This is a genomic window from Pseudomonas sp. VE 267-6A, assembly GCF_024126555.1.
GTDB classification, from domain to species: domain Bacteria; phylum Pseudomonadota; class Gammaproteobacteria; order Pseudomonadales; family Pseudomonadaceae; genus Aquipseudomonas; species Aquipseudomonas palmensis.
On record NZ_JAMYBY010000006.1, the window covers coordinates 178,764 to 205,635 of the forward strand.

Below are 26,872 nucleotides of genomic sequence, written 5' to 3' on the forward strand. Positions count from 1 at the left end.
AGCTTGGGATTGCTCTTCCTTGATTGGATTGTTATTGCCTAAGGCTTTTAGACAGTGATGAATCTTGACGTCTACTGCTTGTTGTTTTGGCTGTTATCGCCACTGTTAGCTTGCGCGCTTGATTCGCAACGGTGCTGCTCGCTCTATCTTGCACCTGGTTGATTCCTCAGGCTCGATCTGCTGGTCGAGTGACCAGGCAGCTCCAGCTTCCCGGGTTCTCCGTGCGCTCTACGCATCCCTGCAAGAACCGGTGACTCGATTTTTAACTGACGGAGTCACTGCCTCACAATTTCGCATCGCGATCCTGATAGACGCACTCTGAAGCAACCTCGACGCACTCCGCGAACAATCCCGCAGCACAGTCGCAGCGCATGGTTCGGTGTGAATCGCCGCATCGCCGAACATCTGAGCCGTGCATCAAATCCTGAGAGCCCTGTAGCAGATGGGTTTGCAGCTTTTTTGCCCTTCGCAATCGAGAGTGCCGGCCTTGCAGGCACGAAAAAAATCACCAAGACACCCTCGACATAAAAAGCCAATAGCGATACGTTTTGTCTCGTTATATAAAAATATTGGCTTCTGAAAAGCCTGGAGGTGTGATCCATGTCGGTACAAGCCATCCTGCCGCGAATCATGGAAATCGGAGGCGATGCCAGCCTCAAATTGCCAGATGTGCTCAACTCGCTGGGCTGCCGGCGACCTTTGATCATCACGGACAAGGTGATGGTCAAGCTGGGCTATGCCGAGCGCCTGACCTCGTTGCTGTCGGAGCGGGATATCCCTTCCGAGGTGTTCGACGACACCGTGCCCGAGCCCACTGCTGCTTCCATCGCTGCCGGCGTTGCCCGGGTGCGAGAGGGGAGCTTCGACTCGATTGTCGCGCTTGGAGGCGGTAGCCCAATCGATAGCGCCAAGGCGATTGCCATCCTGGGCAAGTTCGGCGGCGAGATTCAGGACTATCGTTTCCCCCGCCAGGTCAACGAGGCAGGCCTGCCGATCGTCGCTGTTCCTACAACGGCAGGCACCGGGTCGGAAGTGACGCGCTTTACGATCATCACCAATGAAAAGACTGACGAGAAGTTGCTCTGCGCAGGTGTGGGCTTCATGCCTGTTGCCGCGTTGATCGACTACAAGCTCACGCTGACTCTGCCTGTTCGAACAACGGCCGATACCGGCATCGATGCGCTGACTCATGCCATCGAGGCATACGTCAGTCGTAAGGCCAACCCTTACAGCGATACGCAAGCACTGGCAGCAATGCGCTTGATCGGGCCGAACCTTCGCCGGGTTTACGAAAACGGATCTGATGAGGAGGCGCGCGAAGCCATGATGATCGGCTCAACGCTGGCCGGTATCGCGTTCTCCAACGCTTCCGTTGCCCTGGTGCATGGCATGAGTCGTCCCATCGGCGCTTTCTTCCATGTGCCTCACGGTCTGTCGAACGCCATGCTCCTGCCGTCCGTGACGGCGTACTCAATCTCGTCTGCGCCGGAGCGCTATGCCCAATGCTCGCGTTCCATTGGGGTGGCAAGCCCAAGCGATCCGGATGCGGTTGCCAATGCACGGCTTGTCAGCTTCCTGGAAGCGATCAATCGCGACCTGTCGGTGCCAACTCTCCAAGAGTTTGGTGTGACCCGCGAGCGCTTTGATGAAGTGGTGACGACCATGGCTGAACAGGCACTGGCTTCGGGCTCTCCAGGCAACAATCCGCGAGTACCGAGCGTAGAAGAGATGGTGGAGCTGTACCAGGCTCTCTGGCGGTGAACTGTCCCGTTTGTGCTTAACGCTGGTGTCGCGACTAACCGTAGCTAGCGCATTTTTTGAATTCGAAGTAGGAGATTATTAGATGAACACGATCGGGCATTTGATCAACGGCGAAGTTCGCCTGGATGACAACCGTATTCAGGATGTCTTCAACCCGGCTACCGGCAAGGTAGAGAAATGGGTCGCCCTGGCCAGCAAGGCCACTGTTGAGGAGGCGATTGCCGCGGCAGAGGCTGCATTCCCCGCCTGGCGGGATACCCCGCCGATGAAACGGGCCCGCGTCATGTACCGCTTCAAGGAATTGCTGGAGCAGCATGCTGAGCGTATCTGCACTCTCATTGGTGAGGAGCACGGCAAAATCTCCCACGACGCCGCTGGCGAACTGCAGCGCGGTATTGAGAACGTCGAGTATGCGTGTGGTGCTCCTGAACTGCTCAAAGGTGAGCACAGCAAGAACGTAGGCCCGAACATCGATTCCTGGAGCGAGTTCCAGCCTCTGGGTGTTGTGGCGGGCATTACCCCGTTCAACTTCCCCGTGATGGTACCGTTGTGGATGTTGCCCATGGCCCTGGTCTGCGGCAACTGTTTCATCCTCAAGCCTTCCGAACGCGATCCTAGCTCAACCCTGCTGATCGCTCAGCTGCTGCATGAAGCTGGCCTGCCAAAGGGTGTGCTGAACGTGGTTAACGGTGACAAGGAGGCAGTTGATACCCTGCTGCATGATCCTCGTATCCAGGCCGTCAGCTTCGTGGGCTCGACCCCGATCGCGGAGTACATCTACTCCACCGCCACTGCGTATGGCAAGCGCTGCCAGGCCCTTGGCGGTGCGAAGAATCATGCGATCGTGATGCCCGATGCAGACCTTGATAACGCGGTGAACTCCCTGCTTGGTGCGGCCTTTGGCTCGTCCGGTGAGCGCTGCATGGCATTGTCGGTCGCTGTCGCCGTTGGTGATGCAGTAGCAGACGCGCTGGTCGAAAAGCTGCAGGTGGCAATGAAGCCTCTGAAGGTCGGTAATCACACCGAGCGTAGCAATGACTTCGGGCCGGTTATCACTCGCCAGCACCAGGAAAAGGTTGTCGGCTTCATCTCCAGCGCCGAAGCTCAGGGGGCCAGCGTGGTCGTTGATGGTCGTGACGTCATCGTCCCTGGCTTTGAAGATGGCTTCTTTGTTGGTGCAACTTTGATCGACAAGGTCACCGCCGACATGTCTAGCTACAAGGCCGAAATTTTCGGCCCTGTTCTGCAGGTCATCCGTGTGAACACCATGCAAGAAGCCATGCAACTGATCAACGCTCATGAGTACGGCAATGGCACCTGCATCTACACCCGCGATGGCGAAGCCGCCCGTTACTTCAGCGACAACATCCAGGTGGGCATGGTTGGAATCAACGTGCCGCTGCCGGTACCGGTGGCTTCACACAGCTTCGGCGGTTGGAAGCGCTCTCTGTTTGGCGACCTGCACGCCTATGGCCCGGATGGCGTCCGGTTCTACACCCGTCGTAAAACCATCACGCAGCGCTGGCCGTCGGCAAGTGTTCGTGAGGGCGCAGAGTTCTCGATGCCAACCATGAAGTAGTGATCGAGTCGCAGAATAACCACCGCCTGGTGCGGTGGTTTTTTTTGCCCCAACCAAAGTGCTTCACTTCGCGTCGATGTGGGCCGGGCTGCGAAATGGTTCGCATCGGGTGGGCTGATCAATACTCTTCAAGGCGTGGTGAGCACTGCAATGGCCGCTGTCAGCGGAGTTTACGGAGGATGGTGTGAGTTCCATTGATATTGCGGTTGAGAAAGCTCCAGAGGGGCTAATTGACGCCACGATTTACAAGCGCCGTCGAGCGCTTTTTTCGCTGTTTTTCATCATTGGTCTTTGCATGGCGACATGGGTGTCCCGCACACCAGATATTCGGGACAGCCTCTCTGCCACAACCGCAGAAATGGGGATGGTGCTGTTCGGGCTTTCCTTGGGCTCGATCATTGGCGTGTTAAGCGCTGCGGTACTGGTTCGGCACTTCGGAACCAAACCCATCGTATCGTTTGGGGTGTCATCAGTTGCTTTGAGTTTATCGATCATGGCAGTGGGTGCGTCACTTTCCATTGCCCTGGTTGTGGCGGCAGGCTTGTTTGCCTTCGGGCTCGGCATGGCAACCGCCGAAATTGCTCTCAACATAGAGGGAGCGAATGTCGAGCAGATCATTCGACGATCAGTGCTGACGCAACTGCACGGCTTTTTCAGCTTCGGGACGTTTCTAGGGGCTGTATGCGGAATAGCGCTCACTGCAATGAAGTTTCCCGTGGCCCTGCATCTGCTTTGCGCGGTGGGAGTGGGCATGGTGATCGCGGCTACTGCCTTGGGACACATCCGACCGGGACTTGGCAGGCGACCGGTGGCGGGGCAGGGGAACTCGACGGCTGAATCACCCAGCCTGGCTTTGCACTTGAAAGATGTTCGGCTGCTGTTGATCTGCATCCTTGTGCTCGCAATTGCACTGGCTGAAGGGGCGGCGAGCGACTGGCTGCCGCTGTTGATGGTGGATGGCCATGGCTACAGCGGCGCTGCCAGCTCGATCGTCTATGCCGGTTTTACCGCCGTGATGACCATAGGGCGATTTGCTGGAAGCTACTTCATCGAGCGTTTTGGTCGTGATCGCGTGTTGCGGGCCTGCCTGGGGCTAGGCGTGGCGGGCCTGGCAGGTGTGATCTTCATCAACCACCCGATACTCGCCGGGCTTGCAGCGTTGCTCTGGGGGCTTGGCGTCTCCATCGGATTCCCGATTGGTATTTCTGCCGCGGGTGATACGCCCAATGATCCGGAGGCTCGCGTGTCAATTGCCTCAACGGCGGCCTACTTCGCGTTCCTGGTCGGTCCCCCCATGCTTGGTTTTTTGGGAGAGCACTTCGGGTTGCGAATGGCGATGACTCCGGTTCTTGCGATGTTGACGATCGTGTTCTTCCTGGTTCCAGCGGTTCGTTCCCGCAGCCGTACATAGTGTTCGGTGTCATCCGGTTTGTTGAGGTGCAAAAGTGCGTGTAAGTCTGAATGGAGAAAACTTCAATCTCCCCTTGGATGCGACGGTTGAGAGACTGATCGAGCTTCTTGGGCTTTCCAATCTGCGCATAGCTGTCGAGCTCAATCAGGATATCGTTCCTCGAAGCCTTTATTCGATTACCGAGATTTGCGAAGGCGACAGGCTTGAGGTGGTGCACGCCATCGGCGGGGGTTGAGCGAGCGTGCAACTGTTCAGGCGATTAGTCGAGGCGAGCGAGCAGATGGCTGCTATACCCGCTGCAGCTGGCCGCAGCCATGAAGCATGCGGTGATAGACGCTTGACTGGCCCATCTGGCAGACCGGATGCCTCGAAATCCGTACACCAGTGCGTCACCTGCGATGAACATGCCAATCACTGACTGGGGCTTGTGCTCCGTAGTCGACGCGTTCCAGCGTTAAAGCACAGTTAGGCGTGTGCCAATCACGTCATGGGCGGCTCCAGCAACGTTGCTAAATCACACGCAACCCCTCTAGTTCGGGGGGCTGCGGCGTGCCGTGCTGGGGGGCTCACTTAGTGCGTCAGTGTGCGTCGCCTTTGGAGGGGGCTGCGAAATTGAGCTCGAAAGCCGTAGTGCAAATACTGGCACCACTAGCGTTGCTTCATGGGCCCGAGATGAGCCTGTGGGTAGAGGTTGGAGGTTCAGCCCTGTGACGCATCAGTTAGCTGCCTGTTACGTGATTAGTGAGGCTAAGAACAAGATGGAAACAAAACCTGATGTCATTGTAATAGGCAGCGGGGTCGGTGGCGGGGCCACTGCCCGTCGTCTGGCTGAGAATGGTGTGAATGTGCTCATCCTTGAGCGCGGCGACTGGGTTCCTCGCGAGCAGGACAACTGGAGTGTGTCTTCGGTGTTCTTCGAAAAGAAGTACACCGCGCACGACACCTGGCTGGACGCCAAGGGCGAAGCGTTTCGCCCGAGCATCTATTACAACGTAGGGGGTTGCACCAAGTTCTATGGTGCATCGCTGATCCGTTTCCGTGAGAAAGATTTCGACGACCTGCTTCACGTTGAAGGCCTGTCGCCAGCCTGGCCCTATCGCTACAAGGACATCGAGCCTTATTACCAGGAAGCCGAGGAGATCTTCAACGTTCACGGCGACGACACGGACGATCCAAGCGCGCCCTGGCGTAGCCAGGCCTACCCGTACCCTGCGATGGCCACCGAGCCCGTCGTCGCCCAGATGGCGAAATCGATGCGCGATTACGGCGCACGCACTTCGGCACTTCCGTTGGGCCTGAATCACTTTGAAGGTGGCAATTGCATACGCTGCAAGACCTGTGACGGCTTTCCTTGCCGCGTAGGTGCCAAGAGCGAAGCTGAGACGGCCTTGATTCAGCCAGCTTTGGCCACCGGGCGAGTGACACTGTCGACCAATACGCTTGTTCAACGCCTGCTGCTTTCCGAGGACGGCAAGCAGGTGACAGGCGTTGAGGTCATGCGTAGCGGCAAGGTCGAGGTGCTGACTGCGAAACTGATCGTCGTGGCATGCGGTGCGATCAACAGTGCTGCGCTTTTGCTCAGGTCTGCCTGTGCCCAGGCGCCAGACGGTGTGGCGAACAGCTCTGGGGTGGTAGGCCGCAACTACATGGCGCACAACCAGACGGCGCTCATGGGCCTCTCGTTGAAAGAGAACGACACGGTGTTCCAAAAGACGCTTCAGATGAACGAGTTCTACTTTGGCGCTGATGATTACTCGTTCCCGTTGGGACACGCCCAGATGCTGGGCAAGCTTCAAGGTGGGATGCTCTCCGCCAATGTGCCATACCTGCCGAAGATCGTGGGCGTGACAATGGCGAAGCACAGTATCGACTGGATTGCATTTACTGAAGATCTGCCTGATCCAAACAACCGGGTGCTGTGGAAGGATGGAAAGGTCCAGCTCGACATCCGTCGTAACAATCTCAAGCCGCATAAAGTCCTGGTTAAGAAGTTGGCGTCGCTGATTAGGTTGAGTGGCTATCCGGTTGTACTGACCAAGCCGTTGTTGAAGCACTCCACTTCGCACCAGTGCGGAACTGTGAAGTTTGGCAATGACCCGGCGACGTCGGCGCTGGACCAATATTGCCGCAGCCACGATCAAGACAATCTTTTCGTGATTGATGCTTCGTTCATGCCGTCGTCTGCCGCTGTCAACCCGGCGTTGACCATCGCAGCGAATGCCTTCCGGGCTGCCGATCACATGCTGAAAAAAGATTTCGGCATCGATGTCACCAAACAACCCGCAGAAGCCAAGGCCAAGGCCTTGATCTATGGAGCCGCCGTGAGGCGTTAAGCGTTCCGCCAGCGCCGCTCTGGCGTGAATGCAGAACTGATGTGTGCGACCAGCTCGCAGTAGCTTTTATTTAATAATGAGGAACAGCAAATGGCTGATACAAAAAAGAAAATGACCGGCGGCGAAATCATTGTCGAATACTTGATCCGCGAAAAAGTGCCTTACGTATTCGGCATTCCTGGTCATGGTAATACTGCGCTGCTCGACGCTTTTGTTGATCGCAAAGACGAAATCACACTTGTTCCTGCTATGCACGAGCAAGGCGCTTCGCACATGGCCGACGGCTACTACCGTGCGACCGGCCAGATCGCCGCAGTCTGCGCATCGATCGGCCCAGGTGCAACCAACACACTGACCGGCATCGCCACAGCGTTCGCCGACTCCCTGCCGCAATTGGTCATCAGCGGCGGTGTGCACACCTACATGATGGGTAAAGGCGTTCTACAGGAGCTGGATCGTCCGCATCCGGACAACTTCCCACGTATGGCCGAGCCGGTGGTCAAGCGCTGGTGGCAGCCAAGCCATGTTGATCAGATCCCTGGTGTAATGACCCAGGCCTTCAACGTCATGCTGGAAGGTCGTCGTGGCCCGGCGCTGATCAACATGCCGCAGGATCTGCAAGCCGAAGAGGCCGCAATTGATCTGCCAGCACCCCAGACTCACCGTTCTCACGGTCGTCTGCATGGCGACCCCGTCGACATCGCAAACGCGGTCAAGCTGTTGCTTTGCGCCCAGCGCCCGGTGATTGTCGCCGGTGGGGGGGTAATTGCTGCCAATGCCAGCCCTGACCTGGTTGCCATTGCAGAACACGTCGGCGCCGCTGTAACCACTTCCTTCATGGGTAAAGGCTCCATCCCTGAAGACCACCCGCTGTACGCGTGGCCGTGTGGTGACCTGGGTTCGATCCCGGGTAATGCCATGACCCGTGAAGCGGACGTCATTCTGGCCGTTGGCTGCCGCTTCAGCGACCGTATCACCTCGTCGTATCGTCCAGGTGTGACCTTCGATATTCCGAAGACCAAGTTGATTCAGATCGACATCGATGGCTTCGAGATCGGCAAGAACTACCCAGCTGAAATCGGTATCGTGGGCGATGCCGGTGCCATCCTGAACGCCTTGCTGGCAGGCCTGCGTGAGGCTGCACCGGCCAAGGACTACACCAGCGATCCTCAGTTCCTGCGCCTGCAGGAGCTGAAGGCGAAGTGGGAAGAGCACCTGCATCCGCTGCGTACCTGCAACCACTCGCCGATGAGCGTATCCCAGGTGCTTTTCGAGGCACGCAAGGTACTGCCACGCGATACTGTGGTCGTTACCGACTCCAGCAACCCGCAAAACCAGGTCTTCAACGAGTTTCCGGTATATGGGCCTAAGCAGCACATCACCCCGGGTGGTTTCTCCGGTATCGGCTTCGCTGTACCAGCCGCGATCGGCGCCCAGATGGGCCTGCCAAACCAGCACGTTGTAGCGGTGTGCGGTGATGGTGCCTTCCTGCAGACCGGGCAGGAGCTGGCGACTGCAGTGATGATGGGGGTTCCGGCGATCTTCCTCATCATCAACAACGGCGGTTGGGGTGCTATTCGCAACCTGCAGCTGAACATGTTCGGTGAGGACCGCGAAATCATCACCAACTTCAGCAAGCCAGACGGCACCAGCTACATGGCCAACATCGCAGATTTCGCCAAGTCGCTCGGTGCACAAGCCGAACGCGTTGAAGATCCTGCACAAATCGGCGCTGCGCTCAAGCGCGCCATGGCATCCGGTCAGCCGTACCTGGTTGAGGCCATTTGTTCCATCGAGCGTCCGTACAGCAACATGCACCCGACTGGCTGGTGGGACATTACTGTTCCCGCCTACCTGGGTGACCTGCGCGACGAGTACGTCAAGAACCGCGGCTTCTAAGCCGTCTTGTAATACGGGCCGGGCCGCTTCGGCGGCCTGTGTCTTATCACCGTCAGAATCCATAAAGATTAGAACTTCGCTTTTATGACGCGCGCAATGCGTGTCACGTGCTGCCAATCCGAATTAATGACAAGAAAAAAGGAAATGGTATGAATCTCGGTAAGCGTATTTGCTTGGCCGTTCCGGTCTTATTCAGTGTGTCTGCGGCGTCAGAAGCAGTGCAGTTTAGCGGCTATATGCGTAGTGGGGTAGGTGGGGCAACGTCGGGGGGCACGCAATCCTGTTTTCAATTGCCCGGCGCACCTTCAAAGTATCGTTTGGGTAACGAATGTGAACAGTATATAGAACTTGATTTGCGGCAAGATGTCCTGACGCTCGATGACGGTTCTGTTGTCAGTCTTGAGGGGATGGCTCAGTTATACAATGCGTATGGACATTCACTGGATTTTACCGGCGACTACGGCTATGCCAGGATGAACCAGATGTACACCGAGTGGAGCAATGTCAGCTTCTTGAACGGTGGTTCGCTCTGGGCGGGTCGTCGTTTCTATAAACGCAATGATATCCATATCTCGGACTTCTATTATTGGGATCAAAGCGCTACCGGCGCAGGTCTCGAAAACTTCGAATACGACGGCTTGAAATACAGCTACGCATTCTCGCGAAAAGACAGCGTGTTCCAGAAGAACGATGTCAGTCGGCACGACTTCAACGTAAGTGGCTTTCGCTCCAACCCCAATGGTCACCTTGAGTTCGGCGTCAGCTTTCTTGACAAGCCGAGCCGAGACGACAGCAACAGTGGTTGGGCCGTGACCGCGCAGCACAAGCAGGATGCGTTTCTGGGTGGGGTCAATACCGTCGCGTTGCAATACGGTGAAGGGCCAGGAACCGGCTTGGGCAACACCGGTGACGTCACCCTGGATCGTACTAATCGCAGTTGGCGGGCGGTCGAGTACTTTGACTGGAAAATGTCAGAAAAGTGGAGCGGGCAGGTTCAGGCGGTATATCAGAAAGATATCCGGGACGATGGTGGAAGCCAGGAGTGGACATCCGTGGGTGTGCGCCCCATCTATGCAATCACGAACCAATTCAAAATTGTTACAGAAATCGGGCGAGATCAGATAGAGGCTTCGGATGGCACTCGCAAGCTGACGAAATTCACTGTCGCGCCGACCTGGTCGCCTAAAGGCCCAGGCTTCTGGGATCGACCTGAAATCAGATTCTATTACACCTACGCCTGGTGGAACGATGTTGCCCAGCGTGCAGCTGATGCCATTGCAGAAGGATCAGCCTTGTCTACCACGGGGCCGTTTGGAGGTGCTAATCATGGTAGTAACTTTGGTGCGCAAGTAGAATATTGGTGGGAATGATGATGGTGTGGCCGCTGGCTAGTTGGTAAACGGCCGCGAGCAGACTGCATGTTTATAACCCATTTGCTTTTGAAGATTGAGGATGACCACATGGAAACTAACATTCAGCGCCCATTGCAGTTCTCGGACGAGTTTGTAGAAAGTTATCTTGTTGAGAACGTCAGGAATTTTACCGTGGCAGGGGGTGTCGTGGTGAACCTCGACCATGAGCCCATGCACATCGGCGGCCCGGTACCGAGTGTAATCCCAGGGTGGAAGTCGGCCACCTTGTTCAACGGCATCATTACCAGCGCCAAGCGCGTCGCGGTCTTGCGTGTTCAATCCGAAACCAATCTGGGCGGGCTGGTTTTTGGAGAATGGGATTGGTTCGGCAACCGCTTTGCCAAATTCCCTCGTACGACTCCGCTGTACATCTCTCGTTATGACCACGTAGGGTCGGTGAAGCTTGATCCGTTCGTCTTCGCCAATCAGCGTGAAGAGGCAGCTGATGTCCGGGATTACAACGTTCGCATTAACCTGTGGTGGGCGCCGACAGGTACTGATTGCTACATGCATAACGAGCACCCCTTTCTGGAAATCCATACTCAGATCCATGGGGTAGGGCGCATCCAGAAGTTTGTGGACCGTGACGAGAGCACGCTCTACGAGCAGATCGTCATGGCGCCTGGCTACACCCATGACCCGTTCTCTCATGTTGAAGAGAACGGCCTTCCGACGTACCCATGGCATCGTTACTACTCCGATTCGGACTGCATCTGGCTGGCTATCGAGTTCCACCCGGAGTGATGATCAGGTTTGGATCGTGTGCACCTGACTGTTGATTCAGATGAAATCTCCCCATGAGAAGGCGCCGGCGACCGGCATGGTGTGGGGAAGGAGCAAGGAGCCTACATCGGTGCAGTGCATCGATGCAGGACCGGCTGAGCGACCGTGTTGAGCTCCAAGGCAATCGCCAGGCCGAATGATGAGCATGTCCAGGTCATGAAGCAGTATGCCGGCAGTACGAAACATCACGAGACATCACATACATGAACTTACCAACGCTACACACGATTTAACATAATATACATTATGCGTACTACAGTATCATCCGCTCAAGACTACGCCAGGCCAGATTTCAACCCTGAGCCCCCCGTGCTTTCCCACCACGAATCGCTTTGCGGCATACTCACAAGCTTTGTACCGCTTGCACGCACTTCAAGGGACGACATGGTAAGAACATTTGAACCGCAAGACATGGAACGCGTCCTCGACATCTGGTTGCGCGCTTCGATCAAGGCCCATGACTTTATCGACGCGTCGTATTGGCAATCCAATGTCGTGGCAATGCGCGAACTCTACATCCCTGCATCACAGACAATTGTCATCGAAGACAAATCGGCGGTTCAGGGATTTTGCTCGTTGCTGGACAACCAACTGGCGGCACTGTTCGTGGACCCTGACCAGCAAGGCCGCGGACTGGGTCGTCAATTGCTCGAACACGTCAAATCGTTGCGCACCGAATTGAGCCTGGCGGTTTACAAGGAGAATTCACGCAGCATCGCTTTTTACCAGTCCCAGGGTTTTACAGTGACCAAAGAGCAGATCGATCCGCAGACAGGCCATGCCGAATACCTGATGAGCTACAAGAGCCACCTTTAAACGTCTGGACGCCACATTCGTCCGTTGGACCCCTCAACCTTCGAGGTTTTTGCATGAAGCAATGTTTCGCCGTTCTAAGCAGCCTGTTACTGATTGCCGGTTGCGATGTTTCATTCAACACAAACGCCAGCGGTACACAGGCGTCCGCAGTCGTAGTCTCCGATCCAGGCTCTGCGCAACAGCAACGCCTGGTGGTCGATACCGCTGTGCAGTTCCTGATGTTGCTCGATGCCGGAAGAACCGACATGACCTGGGCCACAGCGGGCTCCGCGCTCAAGGCAACCACGACCGAGTCGAACTGGGTAAAAGGCATCGGGACGTTGCGCATGGGCCTGGGCGAGTTGAAGCAACGTGATCGAGCACAGATCACCTTCACCAAACAGCTGCCTGATGCGCCGCCTGGGCATTACGCTGCAGTTCAGACCCAATCGGCCTTTTCGAACCTCACCGTCACCGAGGCTGTGCTGCTGGCTGAAGAAAACGAACAGTGGCGCGTTGTCGGCTACAACCTCAGTAAAACCGTCGAAGTTGCTGCAAAAATGCGGCTCTTCTAGTTGCGTTGGTGAGGTTGGATTCGCAGCGGATCAAGGATGCCCCTGCTCCCCGCTAAACTAGCCTTTTCTTATAACTCAACTAAAGGACTATTTAGTTGAGTTATATTGAAATGTGGAAAGCAGCTGGTCACGCCTACCTGTACCCTGCCCCCTCCTGGTCAATTTGCTGCCTCATCAGGCAAACAATTTCAGCGCATCGTCATTCCACTCATGGCCCTGCTCCGACCAGCCGTTACCCACAGGTGGTGGAAATGCAGTATGGCAATAGCCCTGCTTGCCCGTGAAATCAAACACGGCATGAGGGCGATCGTTGATCAGCAATACCGCCTTGCTATGGTCCATGGACCAGCCGACCTTCACTGTCGAAGGCTTTTGCCGATCAGTTACCTCGTCCACGTTGTAGATGTGCAACGCATCCTGAATCGGGTTATCGGTAGCGGTGGTGTCAAGTGCATAGAAGTAGCCGGTCTCCTCGTCGTCCTCGAACACCACAACAAAGGCCCCCTCCTGTGCGGGCGCCTCGACTACAGTGGCTTGGCCTACGATGAGTTCCTGCTCTGCTGCGAGGTAGATGGGCATGCGAACGGTCCTTGTCACCGAATAAAAAGAAGGCGCGAATGATGCCTAGCCTTGCGTAGTGCTCGCAAGGCCCGGCACTCACATAAGTTTGCGTATGACCTGCAGCGCGCCAAGATGCACCGGGTAGAACCAGTACGCCCAATGGCGTACCGGCCAGATGCCGGTGGTGAGAGGCATGCGTAACAGCCACAGGCCGAACAGCGGTGCAAGGAACGCGGTGCCGAGTACCGCCAGTGAGTAGGCGTCCACTTCCATCGCCCTCGCCCACAAACTGCTGCGGGTATTGACCGCCACGCTGAGCAAGGCCGGCACCAGCCATACCGGCCCCGGCCGCTTGATGGCCAACAGCAGGGCCGCCGGCAGCAGGCAGCCGAGAAATCCGTACATCAGCCGCTCGTCCAGCCAGGCGGCCGCGACAGCGGCGCCCACGGCCAAGGCAGCACTGAGCGTGTTGCGATGCTGAAAGCCCCAGGCAATCAGCAGCCCTAGGGTCAGGGTGAACATCACATTGAGGGCGCCCAGCGCACTGATGGGGCGGTAAACCCCTTCGGATATCACGCTGAACACCAGCATCCAGCCCAGGTAGCGCGTGTTGCTTTGGCTGAGCAACTGGCCAGGGCGCGAACGCGCGACGTTGGCGGCGATCGCCAGGCAGAACAGCGGGAACGCCAGCCGTCCGGGTATGAACAGGGCGTGGGCGTCGGGCCACAACAGGCGCAGATGATCCAACAGCATGGTCAGCATGGCCAGCCACTTGATCAGGTCCAGCGGGATATCGCGCCGTGTCGCTACAGTCATGGCTCCTCGTTTGGGTCAATGGAAGGCCAGGCCATCATCACACTTGCCGGGCTACCCGCGCCAGCAACACCTCAAGCGGGTGCTGCAACCCCTGCCCCTGCTGGCGCTTGACCTGGCTGCGGCACGAATAACCATCGGCCAGCAGCCGGCCACCCTGCCCATGCCGGGCCACGATCGGTTGCCAGGACTGCTGGTAGATGATCGCGGAGGTGGCCACGTTGCGGGTCTCGTGACCATAGGTACCGGACATCCCGCAGCAACCGCTCGCAAGCACCTGAAGCTTGAGCCCCATGCGCTCGAACACCTTCTGCCACAGCGCGATCGCCGCCGGCTCGTTGGTCTTTTCGGTGCAGTGCGGCAGGAACTGGTAGACCTCTTCGTCGACCACCGCTGCCGATTCTGGCAGCACCGACACCAGCCACTCCTGCGGCAAGGCCACGGTCGGGGCACCGTCGTTGCCCAGGGTCTTGCGGTATTCCTGGCGATACACCAGGGTCATCGCCGGGTCCAGGCCCACCAGGGGTACGCCCGAGGCCTGCAACATCAGCAGCGACTTGGCGTTGAACTGCGCAGCCTTGGCGAACGCCCCCAGAAAGCCCTGCACCTGCAACGGCTTGCCATTGGGTGCAAACGGTGCCAGGTACACCTGGTAGCCTAGGCGGCTGATCAGCTCCAGCCACTGGGCTGCCAGAGGCGTTTCGAAGAAGCGGGTGAAGGCGTCCTGCACCAGGATCACGCTGCGCTTGCGCTGTTCGTCGGACAACGCGGCCAGGGCGCCCACACTTGCCTGCTTGACGTTCCAGCGCTTGCACTCGGCTTCGAAGTCATGGGTGCTCAGCAGCGGGCTGTCGACCATGCCGGCCATGTGCTGCAGCGCGTAGCGCACCGGTGTGGCGGCCATGATCGCGTTGTACAGTCGCGGCAAGCGCGCCAGGTGCGGGATGCTGAACTCCAGCGAGCCGATCAGGTAGTCCTTCATCGGGCGCAGGTAACGACTGTGGTACAGCTCCAGAAAGCGCGAGCGAAACTCCGGTACGTTGACCTTGATCGGGCATTGTCCTGCGCACGACTTGCACGCCAGGCAACCGGACATCGCCTCGTACACCTCATGTGAGAAGTCCTTGCGCCCAACCAGGCGCGCCAGGGAGTTCCAGGTGCGCTGCGCTACACCGGTTACCCTGCCCGCTCCCGCCAGGTTCAGCACGTCCACCCCCGCCTCGCCCTGGCGGCGCAGCCATTCGCGAATCAGCGAGGCACGGCCCTTGGGCGAGTGGATGCGGTTGCGCGTGGCCTTCCACGACGGGCACATGGCGTCGTTGGGGTCGAAGTTGTAGCACGCGCCGTTGCCGTTGCAGTGCACGGCGCTTTCATAGTGTTGCCACACGCGCTCGTCGATGGTGCGGTCGAGGTCGCCGCGCAGGGTAACCGCGTCCACCTCGGTCAGGCGCGCCGCCGGCACGCTCGACGGGGTGGCGATCTTGCCGGGGTTGAGCTGGTTGAACGGGTCGAACGCGGCCTTGAGGTCCTGCAGCGCCGGGTACAGCTCACCGAAGAAGTCCGGCACGTACTGCGAGCGCAGGCCCTTGCCGTGCTCGCCCCACAGCAGGCCCCCGTACTTGTGCGTAAGCGCCGCGACCGCGTCGGAAATCGGCCGGATCAGCTGGGCCTGGGCCGGGTCCTTCATGTCCAGGATCGGCCGCACGTGCAGCACGCCAGCATCCACATGGCCGAACATGCCGTACTGCAGGCCGTGGCTGTCGAGCAAGGCGCGAAACTCGAAGATGTAGTCGGCAAGGTTCTCCGGCGGCACGGCGGTGTCTTCCACAAAGGGCTGCGGGCGTGCCTCGCCCTGCACGTTGCCCAGCAGACCGACCGAGCGCTTGCGCATGGTGTACACCTGGTTCACCGCCTGGGCACCCACCGCCAGGGTATGGCCCAGGCGCACCACCGAGGTGTCGCGCTGCAGGTGCTGGATAAAGGCGTCGACGGTCTGTTCAAGGGCATCCAGGTCGTCGCCGCTGAACTCGATCAGGTTGATGCCCAGGGTCTGGGTGTCGGGGTGCGGCGGGAAGTACTGGGCCACGCCGTGCCACACGATGTCCTTCATCGCCAGCATCAATACCTTGGAGTCCACCGTCTCGATCGACAGCGGGCTGTGCGCCATCAGCGCCTTGGCGTCGCGCAGTGCATCCATGAACGCGGCGTACTGCACGTTGACCAGGATCGAGTGTTTGGGAATCGGCAGCACATTGAGCCTGGCTTCGACGATGAAGCCCAGCGAGCCTTCCGAACCGCACAGCACGCTGTTGAGGTTGAAGCTGTCCGGGGTTTCGCGCAGGTGTGCCAGGTCGTAGCCGGTCAGGCAGCGGTTAAGCTTGGGAAAGATCGCCTCGATCAACGCCGCCTTGTCGTCGGCAATGGCCTGGGCGCAGCGATAGACTTCGCCGACCTTGTCGGTACGGGCGGTACAGGCCTGCAACTGCGGGTTGTCGATCGGTGCGGTGTCCAGGCGAGCGCCGCCCAGCAGCACGGTGCTCAGTTCGAGCACGTGGTCGCGGGTCTTGCCATAGGTGCAACTGCCCTGCCCGCTGGCATCGGTGTTGATCATGCCGCCCACGGTGGCACGGTTGGAGGTGGACAGTTCCGGCGCGAAGAACAGGCCGTGGGGCTTGAGCGCGGCGTTCAACTGGTCCTTGACCACCCCGCTCTGCACCCGCACCCAGCGCTGCTCGACGTTGATCTCGAGGATGTTGTTCATGTGCCGCGACAGGTCGACGATGATCCCGTCGGTCAACGACTGGCCATTGGTACCGGTACCGCCGCCACGCGGCGTGAGCACCACCGAGCGATGCTGCGGCTGGGCGACCAGGCGTGCCAGCAACTCGACATCCTGCGCGTCACGGGGGAACACGGCCGCCTGGGGCAGGCGCTGGTAGATGGAGTTGTCGGTGGCCAGCACGGTACGCAGGCCCATGTCGCGCGCGACCTCGCCCCTGAAGCCCTCGCTCTGCAGTGCATCGAGAAAACGCTGGTAATGGCTGGCGGGGACACGGTCGGGGGCAAGCAGAGCAATCATGACAAGGGATCCTGAGGCGATATATGACGCAGCGTCACATTCAAAACACGTATGCTTGGCAGCCAGGCAAGGTCTGCCGCATGCTTTATGTGGCTATGTTCCCGTGTGCGGCGCGGGCCTACAACTGAATTTCGTGTGACTTTTGCATGAGCTTTATGAATGAATCCAAGACGACTCACCCCTTCCATGTCGGTGCTTATCGCGTTTGAGGCCTCGGCGCGCCATGGCAGCTTCACCAAGGCGGCCGAAGAACTGGCGCTGACCCAAAGTGCGGTCAGTCGCCAGGTGCAGGCGCTGGAGGCGCAACTGGAGGTGGCGTTGTTCAGCCGCGTGGGCCGGCATATCGAGCTCACCGCCGCCGGCGCCCTGTATCACCACGAGCTGGCCGCGGCCCTGGCCCGCATTCGCAACGCCACGCTGCAGACCATCGCCCACAAGGCCGGCGACGGGCCGCTGCACCTGGCGGTGCTGCCCACGTTCGGCTCCAAGTGGCTGCTGCCGCGCATGAATGACTTCTACCGCCGCCACCCCGGCGTGCTGGTGCACATGCATTCGCGCATTGCCCCGGCCGAGCAGGACAAGGATCAGATGCACGCCTTCATCAGTGTCGGCACCGGGCATTGGCCCGGCCATGTGGCGCATCGGCTGCTGTCCGAGACGCTGGTGGTGGTGGCCAGCCCTGGCGCCCTGCCCGGCTACGCCAGCCTGACGCCGGCGGACATCTCGCAGCAGGCCCTGCTCAGCGTGGTGTCACGCCCCCATGCCTGGGCCGACTGGTTCGAACAGAACGGCCTGCAGCACCGGGCCATGCGCATGGGGCCGGGCTTCGAGCTGACTGCCCACCTGATCCAGGCGGCGGTGGCCGGTATCGGCATCGGGCTGGTGCCACGCATCCTGGTGCAGGACGAGATCGCCAGCGGCGAGTTGGTGGCCTTGTTCGAGCCGGTGGACAGCGGGCGTGGCTACTACCTCACCTACGCCACGCGCTATCAGCAGTTGCCAGCGCTGCAGGCGTTCACCCAGTGGCTGCTGTCGGTCGAGTTTCCCGACAGCTGAGCGACGTTACCGGCGCCATGTAGGAGCCGGCCTTACCGGCGAAGGCACCGACGCCGTTGCCACAAGGTGCGCGCTGCCCTCTTCGCTGGCAGGCCAGCGCCTACCGGGTTGCAGGGCACAAAGCCCACTGTGTTCGCTAGCGAACAGACGCCTGCGCCATGTGTCGCCACACTGGGGGCCAGACCCCGCGACGCGAGCACCTACAGGCCTTTATGGATAATTACTGGAGCCGTGCACGCGCCAGCCTGCGCAACGCAGGCCTTTGGCGCACCACACCCCGCAAGTTCGAATACGAAGCCATTCTGCGCTCCGAACTGTTCAGCGCCGAGCAGATGGCCGCCCACGGCACCTTTCTGGCCCAGCACCACGCCCTCAGCCCCCGCAGCGGCAAGGACACCCTGCTGGCACGGCTGGCCGACAACGAACGGACCCTGGCCAGCAGCTGCGCGGTGCTGATCGCCGAACAGCCCACCGCGCGACGGGTCACGCCGGCGGCCGAATGGCTGCTGGACAACTACTACCTGGTCGAAGAACACATCCGCATCGCCAAGACCCACCTGCCCAAAGGCTACAGCCGCGAGCTGCCACGCCTGGCCAACGGCGTGTCCAGCGGGCTGCCACGGGTCTATGACATCGCCCTGGAAACCATCGCCCATGGCGATGGGCGCGTCGACGTGGACAGCCTGAGCCACTTCGTCGAGGCCTACCAGAGCGTCACCTCCCTGGCGCTGGGCGAGCTGTGGGCCATTCCGATCATGCTGCGCCTGGCGCTGATCGAAAACCTGCGCCGGGTCGCCTCGCGGGTCATGGCCAGCTGGGCCGACCGCAACCTGGCCAACGACTGGGCCGACCGCCTGCGCGAGACCGCCGGGCGCGACGCCAAGAGCGTGGTGCTGGTGCTGGCCGACATGGCGCGCTCGCAGCCGCCGATGACCGCCGCCTTCGTCGCCGAGCTCGCACGCCGCCTGCAAGGCCAGAGCGCCGCGCTGATCCAGCCGCTGACCTGGGTGGAGCAGATGCTCGCCGAATCCGGCCTGAGCATCGAGCGTCAGGTGCAGCTCGATGCCCAGCAGCAGGCAGCCGACCAGGTCTCGGTCAGCAACAGCATTGCCAGCCTGCGCCTGCTCGCCACCAGCGACTGGCGCGAATTCGTCGAGCACATGAGCCACGTCGAACGGGTGCTGCGCAGCGATCCTGCCGGCATCTACCCAGCCATGGACTTCGCCAGCCGCGATCATTACCGGCATGTCATCGAGCGCCTGTCCCGGCACAGCGCACAGTCGCAGGCGGCAATCGCCCGCGCCGCCGTCGAACTGGCCGCCGGTGCGCCCAGCCCGCTGCCACACGCCAGCGCCACCACCCATGTGGGGTTCTACCTGGTCGGCGCCGGGCGAGCGCAGCTCGAGCGCCGCGTGCACGCCGGCGTGGCGCTGGGCGAGCGTTGGCGGCGCCTGCTGCATCGCGCGCCACTCACGTTCTTCCTCGGCCCGGTGGCGCTGCTCACGCTGGGCCTGAGCGCACCGCTGCTGTACACCACGCTGCGCGATGGCTGGCCACTGGCAGTGCTGCTTGCGCTGGCCCTGCCCACGCTGGTGATGACCAGCCGCCTGGCCATCGACCTGGTCAACTGGCTGGTGACCCTGAGCGTGACGCCCCGCCTGCTGCCGCGCCTGGATTTCAGCGAGGGCCTGCCCGCTGAGGCGCGTACTTTGGTGGTAGTGCCCACGCTGATGGCCAATGCCGCCGATATCGAGGAGTTGGCAGAGGGGCTGGAAGTGCGCTTTCTGGCCAATCGTGACGATTACCTGCACTTTGCCCTGCTGACCGATTTTCTCGATGCGCCCAGCGAAACCCTGCCTGAAGACGCCGCGCTGATGGCCCTGGCCGCCAGCCTGATCGAGGGCCTGAACCACAAGTACCCGAACGATGCGCGCTTCGTGCTGCTGCACCGTCCGCGGCGCTGGAACCCCGCCGAGCAGGTGTGGATGGGCGTGGAACGCAAGCGTGGCAAGCTGGCCGATCTCAATGCACTGCTGCGCGGGCACGGTGAGGGGCGCTTCATGTTGCAGGTGGGGGATGTCCAGGTGCTGGAGGCGGTACGTTACGTCATCACCCTGGACACCGACACCCAGCTGCCGCGCAATGCGGCCCGCCAGTTCGTCGGGGCCATGCAGCACCCGCTCAACCGCGCCCAGGCCGGCAGCGGCTACGCCATCCTGCAACCGCGGGTCGGCATCAGCCTGCCCAGCGCGGCGCGCTCGCTGTATGCGCGACTGTTCGGCAGCGACGCCGGCGTCGACCCGTACACCCGCGCAGTGTCGGACGTGTACCAGGACCTGTTCGAACAAGGCTCGTTCATCGGCAAGGGTATCTACGACGTGGATGCGTTCGAGCAGGCGCTGCAAGGCTGCCTGCCGGACAACCGCATCCTCAGCCACGACCTGATCGAGGGCTGCTACGCCCGCAGCGGGTTGCTCAGCGATGTTCAGGTGTTCGAAGAGTACCCGGCCCGCTACAGCGCCGACGTCAAGCGCCGCCACCGCTGGATTCGCGGGGACTGGCAACTGCTGCCGTGGGTGTTGCCCTGGGCGCCCACCGCTGGCGGCACCTATGCGCGCAACCGGCTGGACGCCCTGGCCCGCTGGAAGCTGTTCGACAACCTGCGCCGCAGCCTGGAGCCCGGTGCATTGCTGTGCCTGTTGCTGTGGGGCTGGCTGGCCTCGGGCCGGCCCGGGCTGTGGACCCTTGCCGCGCTGTTGCTGGTATTGACCCACGCGGTGCTCGGCACCCTGCTGGAGATGCTGCGCAAGCCTGTCGACGTACCCCTTGCGCAGCACCTGTGGGCAGCGCTGCGCGGCTGCGCCCTGCATTTCGCGCGCGCCGGCCTGCACCTGGCCTGGCTGCCGTACGAGGTCTACTACAGCCTTGACGCCATCGTGCGCACGCTGTGGCGCATGCTGGTCAGCAAGCAGCGCCTGTTGCAATGGAGCCCGTCACGGGAAGTCGAACGCACCAGTGTCAATCGCCTGGGGGCTCTGTACCGCAGCATGTGCAGCGCCCCGCTACTGGCCCTGGTCGTGGGCCTGTGCCTGCTGCCCAGCCCCATGACCCTGGCCCTGGCGGCGCCCTTGCTGCTGGCGTGGCTGGCCAGCCCGGCACTGGCCTGGTGGATCAGCCGCCCCTCCCCGCGCGCGCACTTCGACCCCACTGCCGAAGACCTGCGCTTTCTGCGCAACCTTGCGCGCCAGACATGGGCGTTTTTCGAGCAATACGTCGGCCCCGACGACCACTGGCTGCCCCCCGACAACGTGCAGGAACTGCCGGTTGCCCGCATTGCCCACCGCACCTCGCCCACCAACATGGGCATGGCCTTGCTGGCCCACCTGGCCGCCCACGATTTTGGCTACCTGGGCGGCGGGCGGCTGCTCGAGCGCCTGCAGTCCATGCTCGACAGCATGGACGGGCTGGAGCGTCACCAGCGCCACTTCTACAACTGGTACGACACCCTCACCCTGAAACCCCTGCCACCGCTGTACGTCTCCACGGTGGACAGCGGCAATCTCGCCGGTCTGCTGCTGACCTTGAAGCCCGGCCTGCTGGGCCTGGCCGACACACCGCTGGATGACCCGCGCCAGGCCCAGGGGTTGCTCGATACCCTGGAAGTCTTCGGCCAGGCCCTGACCAATGCCGGCCTGCCCGCCACCGAGGTACAGGCGTTATGCCGGCGTCTGCTGGCACCTCAGCCACACGATCTGGCGCAGCTGCTGCAGGACGCACTCGACCTGCCGGCGCCCGCCGACGATCCGGACGCGCGCTTCTGGTTCGACAGCCTGCAACGTCAGTGCACCGAGCAGCGCGACGAACTGCTGCGTTTTGCCCTGCCTGCCACCAACGAACCGGGCACGCGGCCGCCGACCGGTTGCTGGCGCGACCTGGCGCGGCTGGACGCCGAGCAGTGGTGCGCTGCCGATCGCCCGCAGGTGCTGCAGGTACAGGCCCTGGCCCGCCAGCGCATGCAGCAGGCGGCGCAGCTTGCCCAGCGCCTCGAGGCCATGGCCGACATGGACTTCGGCTTTCTCTACGATGCCCGCCGCGAGTTGTTCGTAATCGGCTACAACGTCGATGAGCGACGCCTGGACAGCGCCTTCTACGACCTGCTGGCGTCCGAAGTTCGCCTGACCAGTTTCGTGGTCGTCGCCCAGGGCCAGGTGCCGCAGGAAAGCTGGTTTGCCCTGGGGCGCCTGCTGACCAGCAATGCCGGGGTGCCGGTGCTGCTGTCGTGGTCCGGCTCGATGTTCGAGTACCTGATGCCGATGCTGGTGATGCCCAGCTACGAAGGCACACTGCTCGACCAGACCTGCCACGCGGCCGTCACCCGCCAGATCGAGCATGCCAGCCAGCTGGGCACGCCCTGGGGCGTTTCGGAGTCCGGCTACAACACCGTCGATGCGCACTTGAACTACCAGTACCGCGCCTTCGGCGTGCCGGGGCTGGGCCTCAAGCGTGGCCTGGGCGAGGACAACGTGGTCGCGCCCTACGCCAGTGCCCTGGCACTGATGGTCGCGCCCGCGGCCGCCTGCCACAACCTGCGGCGCCTGGCCAGGCAGGGGGTGGCCGGGCGGTTCGGGCTGTACGAGGCGGTCGACTACACCCCGGCACGCCTGCCCCCTGGAACGGATGCCGCCGTGGTGCGCTCGTTCATGGCACACCACCAGGGCATGAGCCTGCTGGCCCTGACCTCGCTGCTGCTGGGCCAGCCCATGCAGCGGCGCTTTGCCGCCGAGCCGGCCTTCCAGGCCTGTGCCCTGCTGCTGCAGGAGCGCGTGCCCAAACGCGCCACGCAATACCTGCATGCAGCCCAGGCGCCTACCGTCGACGATGCCAGCCAGGGCAATGAAACCAAGCTGCGCGTGTTCACCGACCCGGACCGTCGTCGGCCGGCCGTGCAACTGCTGTCCAACGGGCGCTACCACGTCATGGTCAGCAATGCCGGTGGCGGCTACAGCCGCTGCAACGACATGGCGGTGACGCGCTGGCGCGAAGACATCGCCAGCGACAGCCTTGGCACCTTCTGTTACCTGCGCGACGTGGCCAGCGGGCATTTCTGGTCCACGACCTACCAGCCCACCCAGCATCGCGCGCACAGCCAGGAAACCGTGTTCACCGATGCCCGCGCCGAGTTTCGCGTGCGCGAGTTCAACTTCGACTGCCACACCGAGATCGTGGTGTCCCCCGAGGACGATATCGAGCTGCGTCGCCTGCACCTGACCAACCGCGCCCGTACCCGTCGCACCCTGGAGCTGACCAGCTACGCCGAAGTGGTGCTGGCCTCGGCCATCAGCGATGCGCTGCACCCGGCGTTCAGCAAGCTGTTCGTGCAAACCGAGCTGGTGCGACCGCTGCAGGCGATTCTGTGCAGCCGGCGTCCGCGTGCCAGTGACGAAGCCGTGCCGTGGATGTGCCACCTGCTGGCAGCCCACGGGGCGGACATCGAGCAGATCTCCTACGAAACCGACCGTGCCCGCTTCATCGGCCGCGGCCGCACCCTGCAGGCGCCGGCCGCGCTGACTGACACCTGCGAGCAGCTGTCCGGCACTGCCGGTGCGGTGCTCGACCCGGTCGTGGCCATCCGCTGCCGTATCAGCCTGGAGCCTGGCCAGAGCGCCACCATCGACCTGGTCACCGGGGTGGCCGACAGCCGCGAGGCCTGCCTGCACCTGATCGACAAATACCGCGACCGGCACCTGGCCGACCGGGTGTTCGACCTGGCCTGGACCCACAGCCAGGTGCTGCTGCGCCAGCTCAACACCTCGATGGCCGATGCCCGGCTGTTCGAGCAGATGGCGGCCTCGGTGCTGTATGCCAACCCTGCATTGCGCGCCGAAAGCGCCGTGCTGGCCAGCAATCGGCGCAGCCAGTCGGGGCTGTGGGGCCAGGCGATCTCCGGGGACCTGCCCATCGTGCTGGTGCAGATCGCCGACCCGGCCAACATCGAGCTGGTACAGCAGATGGTCCAGGCCCATGCCTACTGGCGCCAGAAAGGCCTGGTGGTGGACCTGGTGATCTGGAACGAAGACCAGGCCGGCTACCGCCAGCAACTGCAGGACCTGATCATGGGCCTGGTGACCTCCGGGGTCGAAGCGGCCCTGCTGGACCGCCCCGGCGGCATCTTCGTGCGTCCTGCGCAGCAGCTGTCCAGCGAAGACCGCACGCTGATGCGCTCGGTGGCACGCCTGATACTCAACGACAGCCATGGCAGCCTGGCCGAGCAGGTCCACCGGCGGCGCATCGAGCCGGCCCTGGCGCCGTTCACCCCCAGCCTGCTGCAAGGGCCGCAGAGTGCCGGCTACACGCTGCAGCCGCTGGCCATGGCGCCCACGCTGGGCAACGCCTACGGCGGCTTCAGCGCCGACGGCAGTGAATACATCATCAATCATCGCCCGGGCCAGCCGACCCCGGCGCCCTGGGTCAACGTGCTGGCCAACCCCGGGTTCGGCAGCATCGTCTCGGAAACCGGCGGTGCCTACAGCTGGTACGAAAATGCCCACGAGTACCGTTTGAGCCCCTGGCACAATGACCCGGTCAGCGACCCCGGCGGCGAAGTGCTGTACCTGCGCGACGAAGATTCCGGGCAGGTCTGGTCGCCGACCCCGGCGCCCTGCCCGGGCAGCGGCGCCTACCGAACCCGCCACGGCTTTGGCTACAGCGTGTTCGAGCATGTGCAGGACGCCATACACAGTGAGCTGTGGGTGTTCGTGGCGCTGGATGCGCCGGTCAAATTCTCGCGCCTGGTGCTGCGCAACACCGGCGATCGTGCGCGACGCCTGTCAGCGACCTGCTACGTGGAATGGGTGCTGGGGGACTTGCGCAGCAAGTCGGCCATGCACGTCGTCACCGAAGCCGACCCGTTCAGTGGCGCACTGTTTGCGCGCAACGCCTACTCCATCGAATTCTCGGGTCGCGTGGGGTTTCTGGACTGCGACTGGCCCCAGGCCGGCCTCAGTGGCGACCGGGTCGAGTTTCTGGGGCGCAACGGTACCCTGGCCGACCCGGCAGCCCTGCGCCGGGCGCGCCTTTCGGGGCGCCTCGGCGGCGGCATGGACCCCTGTGGTGCGCTGCAGGTAAGCGTCGAGCTGGCGCCTGGTGAAAGCCGCGAAGTGGTGTTCCGCCTGGGCGCCGAGCAGGACGCCAAGGCCGCCACCCGGCGGGTGCAGCAGTACCGCGGCGTACGCGCCGCCAACGTCGAACTGGCGCGGGTCACGCAGCACTGGCGCACCATCCTGGGCAGCCTGCGCATCCACACCCCGGAGCCTGCGCTGGACGTGCTGGTCAACGGCTGGCTGATGTACCAGGTGATTGCCTGTCGCTTCCATGCCCGCAGCGGCTATTACCAGTCCGGCGGTGCATTTGGCTTCAGGGACCAGTTGCAGGACAGCATGGCCATGGTGCACGCCGACCCTGCCAGCAGCCGCGCCCACCTGCTGCTGTGTGCCCGCCACCAGTACGTGCAGGGCGACGTGCAGCACTGGTGGCACCCGCCGATGGATCGCGGCGTGCGAACCCGTTGCAGCGACGACATGCTCTGGCTGGCCCTGGCCACCAGCCGCTATGTGCAGATCACTGGTGACACTGCGGTGCTGAACGAGCCCGTCGGCTATCTGGACGGTCGCGCACTCAACAACGGCGAGGAGTCCTACTACGACCTGCCCGGTCATTCGCCCCTGCAAGAGCCCCTCTACCAGCATTGCCAGCGCGCGCTGGAGCACGGCCTTTGCGTCGGGGCCCACGGCTTGCCGTTGATGGGCAGCGGCGACTGGAACGACGGCATGAACAAGGTGGGCGAGCACGGCATCGGCGAAAGCGTATGGCTGGGCTTTTTCGCCCACGAGGTGCTGCGTCGGTTCGCCGAAACGGCGCAGTTGCATGGCGACGCCCGCTTTGCCCAGCGCTGCGGCGAGCAGGCGCTGCGGCTGCGCAGCAACCTGCAGGCCCATGCCTGGGACGGCGCCTGGTACCGGCGTGCGTATTTCGACAATGGCCAGCCCCTGGGGTCGGCCAGCAACCAGGAGTGCCGCATCGATTCCATCGCCCAGAGCTGGTCGGTGCTGTCGGGCGCCGCGCCCCTGGATCACTGCCGCAGTGCCATGGCGTCGCTGGACCGCCACCTGGTGCGGCGTGATATCGGCATCGTGCTGCTGCTGGACCCGCCGTTCGACAAGGGCACGCTCGACCCCGGCTACATCAAGGGCTATGTACCGGGGGTTCGTGAAAACGGTGGCCAGTACACCCACGCCGCCGTGTGGGCGAGCATGGCGTTCGCCCGCCTGGGCGACGGCGCCCGCGCCTGGGAACTGATGCGCATGATCAGCCCCCAGAGCCAGGGCCATGCCACCCGCATCGACACCTACAAGGTGGAGCCCTACGTGATGGCGGCGGATGTCTACGGTGTGGCGCCCCACGCCGGGCGCGGCGGCTGGAGCTGGTACACCGGTGCGGCCGGATGGATGTACCGGCTGATCGTCGAATCGCTGCTGGGGGTGGAGCGCCAGGGCAACACCCTGCTGCTGCAACCGCTGCTGCCGCCAGAATGGTCGGGCTTCAGCCTGCAGTACCGGTATGGCGCCAGCGTTTATCACATCGATGTGCACCACGGCACACAGGCCGTACAGGTGCTGAGCCTGGATGGCGGGGTGATCGACGGCACAAGCCTGTCGCTGGTCGATGATGGCGCCGAGCATCAGGTCACCTTGCTGTGCGCTGCATCGGCAACCGCGACGTTACCCTTGCTAAAGGGAGTACCCTAGGGCCTTACCCT

15 protein-coding genes are annotated in these 26,872 nt (G+C 61.9%); 12 read left to right on the forward strand and 3 right to left on the reverse strand.

The annotated features are described in order from the left end of the window. Positions 1 to 600 precede the first annotated feature (600 nt). The 10 genes from NJH59_RS08885 to NJH59_RS08930 all read left to right on the forward strand — a co-directional run bounded on the left by NJH59_RS08885 (position 601) and on the right by NJH59_RS08930 (position 12,548). The gene (locus NJH59_RS08885; protein ID WP_253086669.1) at positions 601 to 1,761 is read left to right on the forward strand and encodes an iron-containing alcohol dehydrogenase; all 1,161 of its coding nucleotides are present in this window, start codon (positions 601 to 603) and stop codon (positions 1,759 to 1,761) included. Between the two features lie 82 nt (positions 1,762 to 1,843). Continuing rightward, positions 1,844 to 3,340 (forward strand): CoA-acylating methylmalonate-semialdehyde dehydrogenase, encoded by a 1,497-nt coding sequence (locus tag NJH59_RS08890; RefSeq protein WP_253086670.1) that lies wholly within the window; start codon positions 1,844 to 1,846, stop codon positions 3,338 to 3,340. Between the two features lie 184 nt (positions 3,341 to 3,524). Then, positions 3,525 to 4,751 carry an MFS transporter gene (locus tag NJH59_RS08895; protein ID WP_253086671.1) on the forward strand — a complete coding sequence of 409 codons (1,227 nt, stop codon included), beginning with the start codon at positions 3,525 to 3,527 and terminating at the stop codon, positions 4,749 to 4,751. 34 nt (positions 4,752 to 4,785) lie between these two features. Continuing rightward, entirely contained in the window at positions 4,786 to 4,986 is a 201-nt protein-coding gene (thiS, locus tag NJH59_RS08900) for a sulfur carrier protein ThiS (protein WP_253086672.1), read from the forward strand. Positions 4,987 to 5,509: 523 nt separating this feature from the next. Beyond that, the gene (locus NJH59_RS08905; protein ID WP_253086673.1) at positions 5,510 to 7,084 is read left to right on the forward strand and encodes a GMC family oxidoreductase; all 1,575 of its coding nucleotides are present in this window, start codon (positions 5,510 to 5,512) and stop codon (positions 7,082 to 7,084) included. Between the two features lie 90 nt (positions 7,085 to 7,174). Beyond that, positions 7,175 to 8,983, forward strand: coding sequence for a thiamine pyrophosphate-binding protein (locus NJH59_RS08910; RefSeq protein ID WP_253086674.1), 1,809 nt, complete (start codon positions 7,175 to 7,177; stop codon positions 8,981 to 8,983). Positions 8,984 to 9,219: 236 nt separating this feature from the next. After that, positions 9,220 to 10,353 carry a carbohydrate porin gene (locus NJH59_RS08915; protein WP_253086708.1) on the forward strand — a complete coding sequence of 378 codons (1,134 nt, stop codon included), beginning with the start codon at positions 9,220 to 9,222 and terminating at the stop codon, positions 10,351 to 10,353. A 90-nt stretch (positions 10,354 to 10,443) separates the two neighbouring features. After that, complete coding sequence (locus tag NJH59_RS08920) at positions 10,444 to 11,139, forward strand: hypothetical protein (RefSeq protein ID WP_253086675.1); 696 nt, start codon at positions 10,444 to 10,446, stop codon at positions 11,137 to 11,139. A 423-nt stretch (positions 11,140 to 11,562) separates the two neighbouring features. Then, a complete protein-coding gene (locus NJH59_RS08925; RefSeq protein ID WP_253086709.1) occupies positions 11,563 to 11,994 on the forward strand; it encodes an N-acetyltransferase in 432 nt (143 codons plus the stop codon). Positions 11,995 to 12,047: 53 nt separating this feature from the next. Beyond that, the gene (locus NJH59_RS08930; protein ID WP_058540192.1) at positions 12,048 to 12,548 is read left to right on the forward strand and encodes a DUF4019 domain-containing protein; all 501 of its coding nucleotides are present in this window, start codon (positions 12,048 to 12,050) and stop codon (positions 12,546 to 12,548) included. Between the two features lie 174 nt (positions 12,549 to 12,722). On the opposite strand, the gene NJH59_RS08935 is transcribed toward NJH59_RS08930, so the two are convergent. From NJH59_RS08935 to NJH59_RS08945, 3 genes are all read right to left on the reverse strand, one after another. Next, a complete protein-coding gene (locus tag NJH59_RS08935; RefSeq protein WP_123752687.1) occupies positions 12,723 to 13,127 on the reverse strand; it encodes a DUF2251 domain-containing protein in 405 nt (134 codons plus the stop codon). A 78-nt stretch (positions 13,128 to 13,205) separates the two neighbouring features. Beyond that, a complete protein-coding gene (locus NJH59_RS08940; RefSeq protein WP_054914505.1) occupies positions 13,206 to 13,925 on the reverse strand; it encodes a TraX family protein in 720 nt (239 codons plus the stop codon). A gap of 37 nt (positions 13,926 to 13,962) precedes the next feature. Beyond that, positions 13,963 to 17,001, reverse strand: coding sequence for an FAD-binding and (Fe-S)-binding domain-containing protein (locus NJH59_RS08945; protein ID WP_253086676.1), 3,039 nt, complete (start codon positions 16,999 to 17,001; stop codon positions 13,963 to 13,965). A gap of 159 nt (positions 17,002 to 17,160) precedes the next feature. Between NJH59_RS08945 and NJH59_RS08950 the strand changes: the two genes are divergently transcribed. After that, the gene (locus NJH59_RS08950) at positions 17,161 to 18,057 is read left to right on the forward strand and encodes a LysR substrate-binding domain-containing protein (protein ID WP_078480977.1); all 897 of its coding nucleotides are present in this window, start codon (positions 17,161 to 17,163) and stop codon (positions 18,055 to 18,057) included. Between the two features lie 212 nt (positions 18,058 to 18,269). Then, the gene (locus NJH59_RS08955) at positions 18,270 to 26,861 is read left to right on the forward strand and encodes a glycoside hydrolase family 94 protein (RefSeq protein WP_253086677.1); all 8,592 of its coding nucleotides are present in this window, start codon (positions 18,270 to 18,272) and stop codon (positions 26,859 to 26,861) included. Positions 26,862 to 26,872 lie beyond the last annotated feature (11 nt).